Source organism: Paenibacillus sp. JSM ZJ436, from assembly GCF_044383795.1.
Classification (GTDB): Bacteria; Bacillota; Bacilli; order Paenibacillales; family Paenibacillaceae; genus Paenibacillus_AQ; species Paenibacillus_AQ algicola.
The window spans coordinates 311,689-326,261 of the sequence record NZ_JBISEO010000004.1; the positions used below are offsets into that span (position 1 = coordinate 311,689).

The 14,573-nt window shown below is 51.8% G+C and carries 15 protein-coding genes; all 15 read left to right on the forward strand.

The genetic code is table 11. The features are described from left to right. Window positions 1-126 precede the first annotated feature (126 nt). The 15 genes from uxaC (at window position 127) to ACH6EH_RS07985 (ending at window position 14,497) form a co-directional block, all read left to right on the forward strand. A complete protein-coding gene (gene uxaC / locus ACH6EH_RS07915) occupies window positions 127-1,563 on the forward strand; it encodes a glucuronate isomerase (RefSeq protein ID WP_397331873.1) in 1,437 nt (478 codons plus the stop codon). Beyond that, window positions 1,556-3,058 (forward strand): tagaturonate reductase, encoded by a 1,503-nt coding sequence (locus ACH6EH_RS07920; protein WP_397331874.1) that lies wholly within the window; start codon window positions 1,556-1,558, stop codon window positions 3,056-3,058. Before uxaC ends, ACH6EH_RS07920 begins: the two co-directional genes overlap by 8 nt. After that, on the forward strand, window positions 3,055-4,563 hold the full coding sequence (locus ACH6EH_RS07925; RefSeq protein ID WP_397331875.1) for a UxaA family hydrolase: 1,509 nt from the start codon (window positions 3,055-3,057) through the stop codon (window positions 4,561-4,563). The genes ACH6EH_RS07920 and ACH6EH_RS07925 overlap by 4 nt, the downstream gene beginning before the upstream one ends. A gap of 20 nt (window positions 4,564-4,583) precedes the next feature. Beyond that, complete coding sequence (locus ACH6EH_RS07930) at window positions 4,584-4,706, forward strand: hypothetical protein (RefSeq protein ID WP_397331876.1); 123 nt, start codon at window positions 4,584-4,586, stop codon at window positions 4,704-4,706. A 69-nt stretch (window positions 4,707-4,775) separates the two neighbouring features. Then, window positions 4,776-5,600 (forward strand): spore cortex-lytic enzyme, encoded by an 825-nt coding sequence (gene sleB / locus ACH6EH_RS07935; protein ID WP_138226063.1) that lies wholly within the window; start codon window positions 4,776-4,778, stop codon window positions 5,598-5,600. A gap of 123 nt (window positions 5,601-5,723) precedes the next feature. After that, window positions 5,724-7,007: an EF-P 5-aminopentanol modification-associated protein YfmF gene (gene yfmF, locus ACH6EH_RS07940; RefSeq protein ID WP_397331877.1), complete on the forward strand. Its 1,284-nt coding sequence runs from the start codon at window positions 5,724-5,726 to the stop codon at window positions 7,005-7,007. Window positions 7,008-7,010: 3 nt separating this feature from the next. After that, the gene (yfmH, locus tag ACH6EH_RS07945) at window positions 7,011-8,297 is read left to right on the forward strand and encodes an EF-P 5-aminopentanol modification-associated protein YfmH (protein ID WP_397331878.1); all 1,287 of its coding nucleotides are present in this window, start codon (window positions 7,011-7,013) and stop codon (window positions 8,295-8,297) included. Then, the gene (gene ymfI / locus ACH6EH_RS07950) at window positions 8,294-9,058 is read left to right on the forward strand and encodes an elongation factor P 5-aminopentanone reductase (protein ID WP_208203559.1); all 765 of its coding nucleotides are present in this window, start codon (window positions 8,294-8,296) and stop codon (window positions 9,056-9,058) included. The genes yfmH and ymfI overlap by 4 nt, the downstream gene beginning before the upstream one ends. Before the next feature lie 131 nt (window positions 9,059-9,189). Continuing rightward, window positions 9,190-9,444, forward strand: coding sequence for a DUF3243 domain-containing protein (locus tag ACH6EH_RS07955; protein WP_138226061.1), 255 nt, complete (start codon window positions 9,190-9,192; stop codon window positions 9,442-9,444). 196 nt (window positions 9,445-9,640) lie between these two features. Beyond that, window positions 9,641-10,408, forward strand: a complete 768-nt coding sequence (locus ACH6EH_RS07960) for a DUF3388 domain-containing protein (protein WP_138226060.1) — start codon at window positions 9,641-9,643, stop codon at window positions 10,406-10,408. A gap of 41 nt (window positions 10,409-10,449) precedes the next feature. Further along, entirely contained in the window at window positions 10,450-11,421 is a 972-nt protein-coding gene (locus tag ACH6EH_RS07965) for a RodZ domain-containing protein (RefSeq protein WP_397331880.1), read from the forward strand. Between the two features lie 125 nt (window positions 11,422-11,546). Beyond that, window positions 11,547-11,717 (forward strand): DUF4175 domain-containing protein, encoded by a 171-nt coding sequence (locus tag ACH6EH_RS07970; protein WP_138226058.1) that lies wholly within the window; start codon window positions 11,547-11,549, stop codon window positions 11,715-11,717. A 150-nt stretch (window positions 11,718-11,867) separates the two neighbouring features. Further along, window positions 11,868-12,362 (forward strand): YajQ family cyclic di-GMP-binding protein, encoded by a 495-nt coding sequence (locus ACH6EH_RS07975; protein WP_138226057.1) that lies wholly within the window; start codon window positions 11,868-11,870, stop codon window positions 12,360-12,362. 190 nt (window positions 12,363-12,552) lie between these two features. Further along, window positions 12,553-13,143 carry a CDP-diacylglycerol--glycerol-3-phosphate 3-phosphatidyltransferase gene (gene pgsA / locus ACH6EH_RS07980; RefSeq protein ID WP_138226056.1) on the forward strand — a complete coding sequence of 197 codons (591 nt, stop codon included), beginning with the start codon at window positions 12,553-12,555 and terminating at the stop codon, window positions 13,141-13,143. A 94-nt stretch (window positions 13,144-13,237) separates the two neighbouring features. Then, complete coding sequence (locus ACH6EH_RS07985; protein ID WP_397331881.1) at window positions 13,238-14,497, forward strand: competence/damage-inducible protein A; 1,260 nt, start codon at window positions 13,238-13,240, stop codon at window positions 14,495-14,497. The last annotated feature ends 76 nt before the right edge of the window (window positions 14,498-14,573 follow it).

A 14,573-nucleotide genomic window follows, 5' to 3' on the forward strand; every position in this document is an offset into this window, starting at 1 on the left:
GATGCTTCCTCCTCTGCGAAAAGCAAGATATGTCCTATTATAATGGAAATGAGCAATAAATGAGAAGAAAATAAACCAATGATGCTTTATGATAGAACCAAACTACAGAACTGGCGGTGAGCTTTTATGAAACCTTTTATGGATGAACATTTCTTGCTCAATAGTGAAAGTGCTAAAACGCTGTATCATGACTATGCCAAACCAATGCCCATTATCGACTACCATTGTCACCTGAGCCCGGCAATGATTCGCAGCAATCACCGGTTTCAGAACCTGACTGAGGCCTGGATTAACGGAGATCATTATAAATGGCGCGCGATGCGTGCAAACGGTGTGGAAGAAGCTTATATTACCGGCGGTGAAGGGGTCAGCGATTATGACCGTTTCCTGGCTTGGGCAAGAACGGTGCCTATGACGATTGGCAATCCGCTCTTTCACTGGTCCCATCTGGAGCTGCGCCGGATTTTCGGGATTCACCATCTGATCAATGAGCAGAATGCGGAGAAAATCTGGCAGGAGGCCAATGAGAAGCTGAAGGAAGACAGCTTTACAACCCGCGGGTTGATTCAAGCCAGCAACGTTGAGGTTGTGTGCACGACAGACGATCCGGTGGATACCTTAGAGGATCACATTGCTCTGGCGAAGGAGCCGGGCGTTCCGTTCCAAATGCTCCCTTCCTTCCGTCCGGATAAAGCGCTGGAAATTAACCGAAATACGTTCCTTCCTTGGCTTGATAAATTAGGGCAGGTTTGTGGAAGTGACATTCGCAGCTATGAGGATTTGCTTACAGGATTGAAAAAGCGCGTGGAATTTTTCCATCAGGCTGGCGGACGAGTGTCTGACCATGCACTGGATTATGTGCCATATCATAAAGCTACCCGGGAAGAGGCGGCGGCAATCTTTATGAAAGCGCTCAAGCAGGAGAAGGTGTCCCATACCGAAGAACAGCAATACAAGACCTATACACTGCTGTACCTGGGCAAGCTGTATGCCGAGAAGGGCTGGACGATGCAGTTCCATATGAATGCGAGCCGAAACAACAATGCTTTAATGATGCAGCAGCTGGGACCGGATACGGGCTATGACAGCATCGGTGACAGTCCGGTTGCGGCTCCATTGGCTTCCCTGCTGGATGAGCTGGAAACGGCAGGGGCCTTGCCAAAGACGATTTTGTATTCCTTGAATCCGAATGATAATGACATTCTTGCGGCGCTGATCGGAAGCTTCCAGGGCGGCGGTATTCCAGGCAAAATTCAATTTGGCTCGGCCTGGTGGTTTAATGATACGAAGGATGGCATGATTGCGCAGATGAGCAGCCTGGGCAATATGGGACTACTGAGCCGTTTCGTCGGAATGCTGACGGATTCGCGGAGCTTCTTGTCCTACACCCGGCACGAATACTTCCGCCGAATTCTATGTAATCTGCTCGGCGAGTGGGTAGAGCAGGGCGAAGCACCGGCTGATATGCAGTGGCTTGGAGGAATTGTACAGGATATTTGCTACGGCAATGCAGAGCGCTACTTCCAATTCGGGGGAGCCAAGGGAGGGACTTCGCATGGATAATGTGAAGCAGGCAAGCCTCTTATCTCTGGAGCAGCTCCAGGATTCAGAAAAAAAGCAGGCCGAAGCGTTGCGAGAACAGCCGGTCAAGGTGCTTCAATTCGGCGAAGGAAACTTCCTGCGGGGCTTTGCAGACTGGATGCTGCAGCATTCCTTCAAGCAGGGACATTTCCGGGGCACGGTGGCTGTAACTCAGCCCCGCCCTACCGGACGAATGAAGCTTGAGCGGCTGCGAAGCCAGGACGGGCTGTATACACTGCTAACTCGGGGGATACAGAATGGGGAGCAGGTTGATCAGCAGGAGGTTATATCGGTCATCAGCCGTATGATTGATCCTTATGAGGAGTGGAATGATTTTCTGGCGCTGGCAGAGCATCCGGAGCTGGATATCATTATCTCCAACACGACAGAAGCGGGACTGACTTACACACCGACTCCTTATTCCCTGAATGAGCCTATGCTGTCATTTCCGGCGAAGCTGACGCTGCTGATGTACTGCAGATATCAGTTTTTCGAAGGGGCAGGGGATAAGGGATGGATGCTGCTTCCCTGCGAGCTGATCGAGCGCAATGGAGAGCGGCTGCAGGAAATTGTGCTGATGCACGCCCGCGACTGGAAGCTGGAGGAAGGCTTTATCGCATGGGTGCAGGAGCATAATCTGTTCTTGAATTCACTAGTGGACCGGATTGTACCGGGCGCTCCTTCGGATGCCGCAAGCTGGCAGGCTCAGCTCGGATATCAGGACCAGATGCTGAATACGGCTGAGCCGTATCATCTGTGGGTGATTCAGGGACCTGCTTCTCTGGATGAACGTCTGCCGCTTCAGCGGGCAGGACTGAATGTACATTGGGTAGAGGATCTGGCACCCTATCAGCTCCGCAAAGTGCGTCTCCTGAATGGTACCCATACCTTGATGGCATCCATCGGATTGGTGCATGGCTGTCAGAGTGTCCGGGAAATCGCTGAGCATGCCGAATGGGGAGCAGAGGCCCGCAGGGCGATGCTGGAGGAAATGGTTCCCGCTGTGCCGCTGCCCGCGCAAGAGATGCAGGTGTATGCAAGCGAAGTGTGGGAGCGGTTCCTGAATCCGTTCGTAGAGCACCGGCTGGGCGATATTTGCTTGAACAGCATATCCAAATTTCGTGTTCGGCTGTTGCCGACCCTAAAGGCCTATCACGAGCAATTTGATAAGCTGCCTGAAAAGGTTGTAAAGGCACTGGCATGCCTCATCTTTCTGTACGATGCACAGGAGCAGGACGGAGGATGGTCAGGCCGGACACTGGATGGCGCAAGGGTTAAGCTTTCGGATGATGAAGGCGCACTCCGCTTTATGCAGAGCAGCTGGGACGAATACCGAAACGGTGCGGTCAGCCGCTCCGGTCTCATCCAGCGTATTCTCGGCAATGAAGAGCTATGGGGTGAAGATCTAAATGAGATTTCAGGACTGCCTGAGGCCGTTTGGGCGGAACTGGAGGAATTGGAGCTGAGTCAGTCATGAGTCATATCATATTACTACAGGACACCGATAATGTTGCAGTAGCACTTCATCCGCTGACTGCCGGCAGTGGTGCAAACTACCGTCTGGACGGCAAGGAGCATGGTCTGGAGGTGCTGAATGATATTCCGAAGGGACATAAGCTGGCTGTACGCCTTATCAAAGCGGGCGAGCCTGTAATGAAATATGGATACTCTATTGGCGTTGCTGTGTGCGATATTCCGGCAGGCACATGGGTTCATTCCCATAATTTAAAGACGGGACTGGGCGACGTACTTGAATATCAATATGAGCCGTCAGCACCTGCACAATTCTCAGCCGAACCCGCAGCGCCTCTATACTTTGAAGGGTACACACGTGAAAATGGCGAGGTCGGCATCCGCAATGAGATCTGGATTATTAATACGGTCGGCTGTATTAATAAATCCTGCGAATTGCTGGCCAAGCTGGCGCATGAACGCTACCGCGGCCAAGGGGTAGACGGGGTGTATCACTTTGCTCATCCTTACGGCTGTTCCCAGCTGGGCGATGACCTGTCCTACACGCAGACTCTGCTGGCCTCTCTGGCTCAGCATGGTAACGCTGGAGGGGTGCTCGTGGTCGGTCTCGGGTGTGAGAACAACCAGATCGAGTCCTTCAAGGAGCTGCTGGGAGATCTGGATCCCGATCGGGTGCGCTTTCTGAAATCACAGGCGGTTGAGGATGAGATTGAGACCGGACTTGAGCTGATTGATCAGCTGGTGTCCCGCGCCTCGCGCTATCAACGGGAGCCGCTGCCGTTCAGCAAGCTGAAAATCGGCCTGAAATGCGGCGGATCGGACGGATTATCAGGAATTACAGCCAATCCGTTAGCAGGACGCATCGCGGATACGATTACGAATCAGGGAGGAACCGCTCTGATGACGGAGGTGCCGGAGATGTTTGGTGCCGAAACCATCTTTATGAACCGCGCAGTAAATAAAGAGCTGTTCCAGCAAGTATGTCATCTGGTAAATGATTTCAAGCAGTATTTCGTGGATCATAACCAGCCGATCTACGAAAATCCTTCACCCGGCAATAAGGACGGCGGGATAACGACACTGGAAGAGAAATCGCTTGGATGTACGCAAAAAGGCGGCCAAGCCCCCGTTACCGGGGTACTGAAATACGGAGAACGTGCGAGTCTGCCGGGCTTGAATCTGATTCAGGGTCCTGGCAACGATCTGGTATCCGTTACAGCATTGGCCGCTTCCGGGGCTCACCTCGTGCTGTTCACCACCGGCAGAGGCACCCCCTTTGGGGGCCCTGTGCCAACGGTGAAGATTTCCACCAATTCCGAGCTGGCCAAGCGCAAAAAGCACTGGATTGATTTCAATGCAGGCACGCTCCTGGAAGGTCAGAGCATGGATGAGCTTCATCAGGATCTGCAGGAATATATTGCAGCACTCTGTTCCGGCAAAGTGGCGGCTGCCAATGAAAATAACGGCTTCCGTGAAATCGCGATCTTCAAGGACGGAGTTACCTTGTAATACAGACCATTTTGGTCGCCATGGATCAACGATGTGTCTATTCATTGATCATTGCACACGAAACACGAAGCCGGGCTTATGCTGCCCGGCTTCTTCCTGCTTCCTTGGCGGAGCTGCTTGAATTTGCCGTTTATGGTGCATAGGAACGCAGCGGCCTTGTCATAATAAGGTCAGCGAGCATTGCAAACCACCATAGAAAGGTAGAGTGCAGCATGAACAATACCAAGGTATGGCTGCTGATCGGCATTGCAGTCATTGTATCCGCCGCCGTATTCCGCACCGAGCCGGCAGACCAGCCTGCTCCTACTCCTATAGCGCAGGTCCCATCTATGCAGGAAGAGCAGGAGCTACTGCCTGTGTTTAGCCAGGAGGCTGTGAAATACGGCTCCACTGGTGAGGATGTCTATGAGCTGCAGGGCAGATTAAAGCATCTGGGTTTCTATAACGGCAAGATTGACAGTGTCTTTGGGCCTGACACCCTGAAATCGGTGAAATGGTTTCAGTCCAGGTTCGGCATGAAGGTTGATGGCATTGTAGGCCCGAAGGTCAAGCTGAAGCTGTACAATGCTACGAAGGACTTCCGTCCGACTGAGCCGAAGCTGCATGAGAACGACGGCAAGAGTGCAGGTGAGCAGGAGCAGGGTGGAGCCGCCAGCTTGGCCTCTGGCAATACAATGGGCCTTTCAGACAATGAGCTGAAGATTATGGCGAATGCTGTTTATGGAGAAGCCCGCGGCGAGCCCTTTGAGGGACAGGTTGCTGTCGCGGCAGTAATCCTGAATCGGGTCAAATCGCCCACCTTCCCGAATACGCCATCCGGCGTTATTTTCGAGCCCCGGGCCTTTACTGCGGTAGCAGACGGACAAATCTGGCTCGAGCCGAACGAGCAGGCCAAGAAGGCGGTGATCCAGGCGCTGAACGGCTGGGATCCTACGGGCGGCTGCACCTACTATTTCAACCCGGAAACGGCCACATCACCGTGGATCTGGACCCGGCCTCAAGTAAAAACCATAGGCCAGCACATCTTCTGCATGTAATGGTTTGAGTGAGAGCAGCCGAGGCTTGTCTTCGGTTGCTTCTTCTCTTTGAAGTGGGTTAGAATGGAAGTTAACGATATGCCAATGAAATAAGAAATCTACGTGGTAAGGGAGTTTTGGACGTTGACGACAATAACGGGATTTGAACACGGCCAGGTCGGCGGAATACGGATCCATGTGCTGCCCACCCGGCGCTTTAAGACTTTTGCCATCTCGCTGTATGCCGGTACTTCCCTATCGGAAGAAACTGTGACTTCCACTGCCTTGACTCCATTCGTGCTGCGCCGCGGGACGGTCAGCTATCCGGAAACCCGGGCTTTCCGTGAGCGTCTGGAGCAGCTGTACGGAGCCGGCTTCGGCTTTGACGTCTATAAACGGGGCGACCATCAGATTGTTCATTTTCGGATGGATACGATTAATGATTCATTCGTGCAGAGCGAGGAAGGCCTGCTGGAGTCTTCCTTCGCCTTTCTAGGGGAAGCATTGTCCTCTCCGGTGCTGGAGCAGGGAGTGTTTCGCAGCTCCTATGTGAAGACAGAGCGTGACACCGTGCGGAAGAAGCTGGAAGCGATTATTAACGACAAGATCCGTTATGCCGCTGAACGCTGTGTGGAAGTGATGTGCAGTGATGAGCCTTACCGCCTTCATCCTTTGGGTCAGCGGAGCGATCTGGACAGCATCACACCGGAGAGCTTATACGCAGCATACACACAATGGCTGAAGAATGCTGTCTTTGATTTATACGTGGTTGGCGATACCGATCTATCGCAAGTAGAGAAGCTCGTTGCGGAGCATTTTCAGATAAATCGCACTGAGCCTTCCCAGTATGAGTCCTCGGTCGTGACCACAAGATCCCGGGAGCCGCAGACCGTGGTAGAGAAGCTGGATGTCAACCAGGGCAAGCTGAATCTCGGGCTGCGAAGCACAATCACATACCGCGATGAGGATTACGCTGCTGCACTCATGTATAACGGAATACTAGGCGGTTATCCGCATTCCAAGCTGTTTGTGAACGTCCGTGAGAAGGCTAGTCTGGCGTACTATGCATCCTCCCGTTACGACGGTCACAAAGGGATTGCTACGATTCAGTCCGGCATAGAGATTCCGAATTATGAGAAGGCTGTGGAAATTATTAAACAGCAGCTTCAGGATTTGGCCTCCGGGCAAATTACAGAGATGGAAATGACGCAAACCAAGGCGATGATCCGCAATGTCGTGAAGGAAATGCAGGATTCTGCATTTGAGATGATTGCTTATGATTTTAACCGGGTCATTTCCGGAAAAGAACGCACGGCCAAAGAGCTGCTGGAGCAGGTTGAGTCCATTTCTGCAGATGATGTTCAGCGCGCCGCGAGCTCTTTTCAGCTGGACACGATATATTTCCTGAAGGGTCAAAAGGAGGAGTAGCCGGTGGAACGCATACAATACGACAACCTGCAGGAGACACTGTATTACGAAGTGCTGGATAACGGATTGCATGTTTATGTGCTGCCGAAGCCCGGCTTCCAGAAGACCTATGCCACCTTTGCCACGAAATACGGATCGGTCGATAACCGATTCCAGGTGCAGGGCCAGGAAGAAAATTCGGTGCCGGATGGCATTGCACATTTCCTGGAGCACAAAATGTTTGAAGAGCCGGAAGGCGGTGACGTCTTCGCCAAGTTCGCATCCAAGGGCGCATCGGCGAATGCGTTTACGAGCTTTGATCAAACGGTTTATCTGTTCTCGGCTACCGAGCATGTCCTGGATAATCTGGAGACCTTGATTGACTTCGTGCAGACTCCGTACTTTACGGATGAGAATGTAGAGAAGGAGAAAGGTATCATTGGTCAGGAAATCAATATGTATCAGGATAATCCGGACTGGCGTTTATATTTCGGTTTAATTGAAGCGATGTACAAGGTGCATCCAGTTCATATTGATATTGCAGGAACGATTGAGTCGATCGGAACGATTACGAAGGAAGATCTGTATACCTGCTACAATGCCTTTTATCACCCTAGCAATATGCTCTTATTCGTCGTGGGCGGGGTAGACCCGGAGCAGACCATTGCGATGGTCAGAGAGAACCAGAGTCGGAAGTCGTACCCGCCGCAGGGTCAGATTCGACGTATTTTTGACGAAGAGCCGCAGGCGCCGTTCCAGGAGCGGAAGGTAAGCAGACTGGCTGTCTCGCTGCCTAAATGCTTGTTTGGCTTCAAGGAGAAGGTTACGGGACTTGGGGCCGAGGAGCAGCTGCGAAGAGATCTGAGCAGCAAGCTGATGTTGGATCTACTATTCAGTCCCAGCACGGAGCTGTATCAGAAGCTGTATGATGAGGATTTAATTTCGGATAATTTCTCTCACGAATTCAGCAGCTCGGTACAGTATGCATTCTCTGCGGCCGGCGGGGACACGAGAGATCCGGAGCTTCTGCTGAGCCGGATTCGTCAAGAGCTGGAGTCTCTGAAGGCAAAGGGATTTCATGCTGAGGATTTTGAACGGGCCAAAAAGAAAAAAATGGGCGGGTACCTGCGCATGCTTAACTCGCCGGAGAACATTGCGCATGAGTTTACCCGCTACCAATTCCGGGGCGCAAACCTGTTTACTGTCTTGCCGATCTATGAATCCATTACACTTGAAGATGTTAACCAGCGGCTTCAGGAGCATGTGCAGTGGGATCAGCTGGCCGTATCTCTGGTACTCAGCCCGGAATGATCTCACGGGGAGAGGTGAAGCCGATCGGGGAGATGACGGTGCTGGTAACGGGGGCCAGCCGGGGCATCGGGGCTGCAATTGCGGAACGGTTTGCCGCCGTCGGCATGAATATCGTCATCCATTATTCAGCCTCCCATGAAGCGGCCAATGAGGTCGCGCGCAAATGCATGGCGAGCGGTGCGAAGGTACTGACGGTCTCTGCCGACCTAAAGGATAAAGAGCAGATTCTGCGAATGAAGGAGAAGCTGCTGGACCACGGGATGGAGCCGGATATTCTAGTGAATAATGCCGGCATTGCCCATTACGGCCTGCTGTCAGACGTTTCCGAAGAGGAATGGGATGAGCTGATGGCTGTCAATCTGAAAGGGCTGTTTCTGTGCGCTCAGGCTTTTATGGGCCGCATGGTTTCCCAGCGCTATGGACGCATTATTAATGTGTCCTCGGTCTGGGGACAGTCCGGGGCAGCCTGCGAGGTACTGTACTCCACCAGTAAAGGCGGAGTGAATGCATTTACGAAAGCGCTGGCCAAGGAGCTGGCCCCTTCCGGTGTTACCGTGAATGCGGTGGCCCCGGGCGCGGTGGATACTTCAATGCTGGATCATCTTCAGGGAGACGATTTGAAGCTGCTGGAGGAGGAAATTCCTGTCGGGCGCCTGGCCCAGCCGGATGAAATCTCTTCGCTGGTGTACTTTCTGGCCCTGCCGGAATCCGGTTATATTACAGGGCAAGTCATTAGTCCGAACGGTGGCTGGATGACCTGATCCATCAAGGTGAAGCATGACTTGGATGCTGCGGGTGGCGGATTTACCCACGCATAGCTGAGGAAGAGGGCGGACATATTAGTATTGTTCATCCCTAACACCCAATGCGAAATCACAAGGAGGCTTACATCATGTCATCCGTACTCAAGAACTTCGATTCCTGGAAAAAGTTTCTCGGCGAGCGTGTCGTTCAGGCCGAAAAAGCAGGCATGGACGAGAACACCATTTCTCAGCTGGCCTATGAAATCGGTGATTTTCTGGACGAAAAGGTCGATCCCGGCAACCATTCCAACCGCGCTCTGAAGGAAATTTGGGATGTGGGCAACGAGGAAGAGCGCCGCACGATCGCGAAGCTGATGGTCAAGCTGGCCAAAAATAACGCCTAAATCACCGCTAAGACCGGTGCTTTGCAAAAGTCATGAAAAGCCCCCTTGCTTCAGGGGGTTTTTTTATCCCAGGTTACAGAGTTGTCCTTGCCTTTCATTTTCATTTTATATATCATTAACGTGACCCGTTTCTCGACTTTTTACCTTTGAAGTTTGTCGAAATGTGATGGGAAAGAAGCAATGATGAGGTGTAATTGTGGAACCTAAACAATGGTATATGGAGTACAAGATACATAAGAACCGGCCGGGCCTGCTGGGTGATATCGCATCCATGCTAGGGATGCTGGAGGTCAATATTCTGACCATTAATGGGGTTGAGGGACAGACCCGGGGCATGCTGCTCGAGACAAGTGATGATGAGAAAATCTCTCTGATGGGCCAGATGCTGAATAAAGTAAGCAACATTACAATTACTGCCCTGAGACCGCCTAAGCTTGTGGACATTCTGGCGGTTCGACACGGCCGCTACATTGACCGGGATTCGGACGATCGCAAAACGTTCCGTTTTACACGTGATGAATTAGGACTTTTGGTGGATTTTTTAGGAGAACTGTTTAAGAGAGAAGGCAATCAGGTGATTGGACTTCGGGGTATGCCCCGTGTCGGCAAAACAGAGTCTATTATCGCCGGCAGTGTCTGCGCGATGAAGCGCTGGACTTTTGTATCCTCTACGCTGCTGCGTCAAACGGTTCGCAGCCAGCTGTCGGAGGAAGAGCTGAATCCATCCAATGTTTTTATTATTGATGGGATTGTGAGCACGATTCGCTCGAATGAGCGGCACTATCAGCTGCTTCAGGATATTATGAGCGCCCCGAGCACGAAGGTGATTGAGCATCCGGATATTTTTATTCGGGAATCGGAATACAGCTATGATGATATTGATATTATTATTGAGCTTCGAAACAACCCGGGCGAGGAAATACTCTATGATACGTTTACCGGCACATATAGTGATGATCTATAGAGGGTGATCTAGCACCGTAAAATCCAAGGGGAGGTGATGGCATGTCCGAACTGGGACAACAATTGAGAGAAGCGCGTCTTCAAAAAGGAATGAGTCTGGATGACGTGCAGGAGATAACGAAAATACGCAAACGCTACCTGGAAGCCATCGAGGCTGGCGATTATAAGGTGCTTCCCGGCAGCTTCTATGTACGGGCCTTCATCAAAACCTACGCGGAGGCGGTGGGTCTGAATCCGGATGAGCTGATGGAGGGACATAAGCAGGATATGCCGAAGGCTGCACCGGAAGCCACGATGGAGCCCGTTATTCAGAAGCGCTCGAGCCGAGCTTCCTCGGATCGCAACACAAGCTGGCTTCCGACGGTATTGATGTGGACTTTTCCGGTATTAATCGTTGCAGTCATCGTATACTACGCTTTCCTCGCGAACAAAAGTGATCCGAATGAAGGCTATACAGCTGTGCCGCCTGCCCAAGAACAGCCAAGCGGCGAAGGCGCGTCCGGAGAGGGCGGCGGCGGGGAGCAGCCTGCCGAGCCATCGGATAACGGGGAAGCGGGAACAGATAATGCGCCTGTTGATGAGGAACCGGCTGAGGGCTCCGGAGAGGATGCTGAGGGCAACGGAGACGGTGCAGAGGACGGCAATTCGGAGGAAGAACCCGCCGAGGAGGAACCTGTGAATGTGTCTGTTACGCAGGACCGCTCGGAAGGAAAGTATACGATCTTTAAAGTGGCATCCCCTGCGGGTGCCGGTGTACCGGTTGTGATTACAGCCAGCGGAAAGAGCTGGGTTGAAATTTACCGGGGCTATAATTCTCAGGGTGAGAATTTATATTATGGCAACATGAATGCGGGCGATGTTTTCACCGATGAGATGGATGCTCAGGGGCTGTACATCAAGTCAGCCTACTCTCCAGCGACAGTTATTAAGGTAGGAGGACAGGTCGTTACTGACGGCAAGTCCACCTCGAGACTGTTTTTTGAGCCTGTGGATGCTGAAGCTAGCGGTGAATGATCTCTCCGGTGATGATGGTGCTGGCACCGGGCCTGAATAAGGCTGGCATACACCGGGAAGAGTAACAGGTATAAGGTTTGCGATGCAGACCTGCCTGTACTCTCTTGGAAAAGGATGGCCTTGTTATGACTGTGAGCTGGATCGTTACGGGGCTGGGCTTCATTGTCAGCCTGTTAGGCTATTATCTGATCCCTTCGGATTGGGGCTACGGCATTCTGGGCTTTGGTCTTGCGCATATTGCGCTTGGTGTTCTGGATATGTTCCGTCAGCCTGCCCGCAGCGGCGAAAAGTCCTAAACTGCAGCAGCCCTGTTTCCGTTGAAGGAGACGGGGCTGCTGTTTATCTCTGTCCGTTCTGCTGTATATATTTAGGGGCATTAGACTTCATGCCTAAGAATCTCTTATAATAGATAAATATTATGTCGTTGAAAGGAATGGTCACAGCTAATGGCTTCAGAAAATTCGTTTGATATTGTATCCAAGATGGACATGCAGGAGCTGAACAATGCCGTCACTCAAACGGAGCGGGAGATTGAGAACCGCTTTGACTTCAAGGGGAGTAAGAGCAGCCTGAAGCTGGAGAAGGACGCATTGGTTATTGTTTCGGATGATGAGTATAAATTGAATGCGGTCATTGATATTTTACAGACCAAGATGGTCAAGCGCGGCTTGTCGCTGAAAAATGTCGAATACGGCAAGCTTGAGCCGGCCTCCATGGGCACGGTGCGTCAGCGTCTGTCCTTGAAGCAAGGAGTTGATCAGGAGAATGCGAAGAAAATTAACATTCTGATCCGTGATTCTAAGCTGAAGGTAAAGAGCCAGATTCAAGGGGACCAGATTCGTGTAACCGGCAAGAGCCGGGATGATCTGCAGGACGTTATGCAGCTACTGCGTAAGGCCGATCTGCCGCTGGACCTTCAATTTACGAACCTGAAATCATAATGTAGGCTCACACGGAAGAAACTCGTTCTCTTTTTGACACGGTGCAGTGCTTAATATTATACTGAAACTCGGCATTGAGGCATTCAGTAGGTTATGCATTTACATACAACTACGGAGCTGGAAGCCGATTCGCTTGAAGCTGACGGCACGGCTCGTTAGAAGAAGAACCCCATTGCAGGGAGGCTGTTTCATGAATTTACCGAATCGCATAACGATCGCGCGAATTTGCTTGATTCCCGTTATGATGATTTTTCTGCTCGTCGATTTTGATTTTTATCCGGAGCCGATTGTGTGGGAGGGCTTCTCGCTGCCCTTTAATCAACTGATCGCAGCCTTGATATTCATTCTGGCTGCAAGCACGGACTGGATAGACGGGTACCTGGCCCGGAAGCACAATATGATTACCAACCTGGGAAAGCTGCTTGATCCGCTGGCTGACAAGCTGCTCGTTGCGGCGGTACTGATTTCTCTGGTCGAAATGGGCAAGGTAGAATCATGGATCGTGGTCGTCATCATCAGCCGGGAGTTTGCGGTTACAGGCCTGAGGCAGATTGCTTTGCTGGACGGCGCAGTAGTAGCTGCAGGAAATTCTGGAAAGCTGAAGACGATTGTTCAGATTGTGGCGATCTCGGCGCTGTTGATCAACAATTTTCCGTTCGTATTTGTCGGAATTCCGTTTGATCGCATTGCCATCTGGGCTGCAGCGATCATAACGATTTACTCCGGAGTCGAATATTTTGTAAAGAACAAGCATCTTTTGCGCGGTGTTGGCGCGTCATAGCAATAGGAGAAATCCTATTGCTTTTTTCTTCCATAAAGTGCCCATCGTATAGCTTTTAAATTTGAGATCACGACATACAGAGAGGCTGGGAGCTATGAAGGCTGAAATTATTGCTGTAGGTACAGAGCTGCTGCTGGGGCAGATCGTGAACACGAACGCACAATTTTTATCCAGAGAGCTGGCTGGAATGGGGATCGATGTGTATTATCAGACTGTTGTGGGCGACAACCTGTCACGTCTGAAGGAAGCGCTGCAGCTATCCAGCGCGAGAGCCGACATTGTCATTCTCTCCGGTGGACTGGGTCCGACCCAGGATGACTTGACGAAGGAAGCGGTGGCCGAATACTTGGGCACGAAGCTTCACTATGACCGTCTTGCGCTGGATAAGCTGGAGCGCTTTTTTCAGGATCGCAGCAAGCCGATGACGGAGAACAACAAGCGCCAAGCGCTGGCCATTGACGGCGGTACCCCGCTGGACAATGAAACCGGGCTTGCAGTAGGCAATGCGGTGTCTAAAGATGGCAGACATTATATTTTGCTGCCGGGACCACCCAAAGAGCTGATCCCAATGTTTCAACAGGAGGTCAAGCCGTGGCTGCTGCAGCATGTTCTGACCGATGAGCTGCCTATTTACTCCAAGATGCTGAAATTCGCCGGCATTGGAGAGTCGGCATTGGATGACCATCTTACAGACCTGATTACGGCCCAGAATGACCCTACGATTGCGTTATACGCCAAAGATGGAGAGGTTACGGTTCGTATTTCCACGAAAGCAGACAGTGAATTGAAGGCGATGGAGAAGCTGGATCAGCTGCAGGCTGAGGTTGAAGCTATCGTGCCGGATCACATGTATGCCAGCCAGGATGTGCCGATCGAGCAGGTGATCGTAGACCTGATGGCCGATCAGGGCCTGACACTGAGCGCTGCCGAAAGCTGTACCGGGGGGCTCGTTATGGAAACGCTGACGTCCATTCCGGGAAGTGCCACAATGCTGCGCGGAGGTGTGGTCTGCTACACGAACGAAATGAAGCATAAGCTGGTAAACGTACCGTTACATTTGCTGGAAGGGGAGAACGCGGCAGGAGCGGTCTCAGCGGAAACGGCCGAGGTGCTCTGTGAGCAAATCCGAATGATTACAGATAGTGATTTCGGTTTGTCGATCACAGGGGTGGCTGGTCCGGGATATGCGGAGCGCAAGCCGATCGGGCTTGTATATATCGGAATTGCCGAGCGCGGTAAGAAGACAGAGGTTCACGAGCTGCACATCAAGGGTAATCGGGAGACGATTCGGGTTCGGGCGACCAAAGCATTGCTGTATCGTTTGTGGAGACGTTTGAAAGCAACCGAGCAGTAAAATTTTAACATTTCACTTGCCGCATTCTCCTCAGACAGGTATAATGGAGATACGGAAGAACCGTGGCATTCTATAG

Bases quoted from the DNA above. Each gene is read 5' to 3' on its own strand.
- uxaC (WP_397331873.1), top strand. From the start codon at position 127: ATGAAACCTTTTATGGATGAACATTTCTTGCTCAATAGTGAAAGTGCT.
- ACH6EH_RS07920 (WP_397331874.1), top strand. From the start codon at position 1,556: ATGGATAATGTGAAGCAGGCAAGCCTCTTATCTCTGGAGCAGCTCCAG.
- ACH6EH_RS07925 (WP_397331875.1), top strand. From the start codon at position 3,055: ATGAGTCATATCATATTACTACAGGACACCGATAATGTTGCAGTAGCA.
- ACH6EH_RS07930 (WP_397331876.1), top strand. From the start codon at position 4,584: ATGGATCAACGATGTGTCTATTCATTGATCATTGCACACGAAACACGA.
- sleB (WP_138226063.1), top strand. From the start codon at position 4,776: ATGAACAATACCAAGGTATGGCTGCTGATCGGCATTGCAGTCATTGTA.
- ymfI (WP_208203559.1), top strand. From the start codon at position 8,294: ATGATCTCACGGGGAGAGGTGAAGCCGATCGGGGAGATGACGGTGCTG.
- ACH6EH_RS07955 (WP_138226061.1), top strand. From the start codon at position 9,190: ATGTCATCCGTACTCAAGAACTTCGATTCCTGGAAAAAGTTTCTCGGC.
- ACH6EH_RS07965 (WP_397331880.1), top strand. From the start codon at position 10,450: ATGTCCGAACTGGGACAACAATTGAGAGAAGCGCGTCTTCAAAAAGGA.
- ACH6EH_RS07970 (WP_138226058.1), top strand. From the start codon at position 11,547: ATGACTGTGAGCTGGATCGTTACGGGGCTGGGCTTCATTGTCAGCCTG.
- ACH6EH_RS07975 (WP_138226057.1), top strand. From the start codon at position 11,868: ATGGCTTCAGAAAATTCGTTTGATATTGTATCCAAGATGGACATGCAG.
- pgsA (WP_138226056.1), top strand. From the start codon at position 12,553: ATGAATTTACCGAATCGCATAACGATCGCGCGAATTTGCTTGATTCCC.
- ACH6EH_RS07985 (WP_397331881.1), top strand. From the start codon at position 13,238: ATGAAGGCTGAAATTATTGCTGTAGGTACAGAGCTGCTGCTGGGGCAG.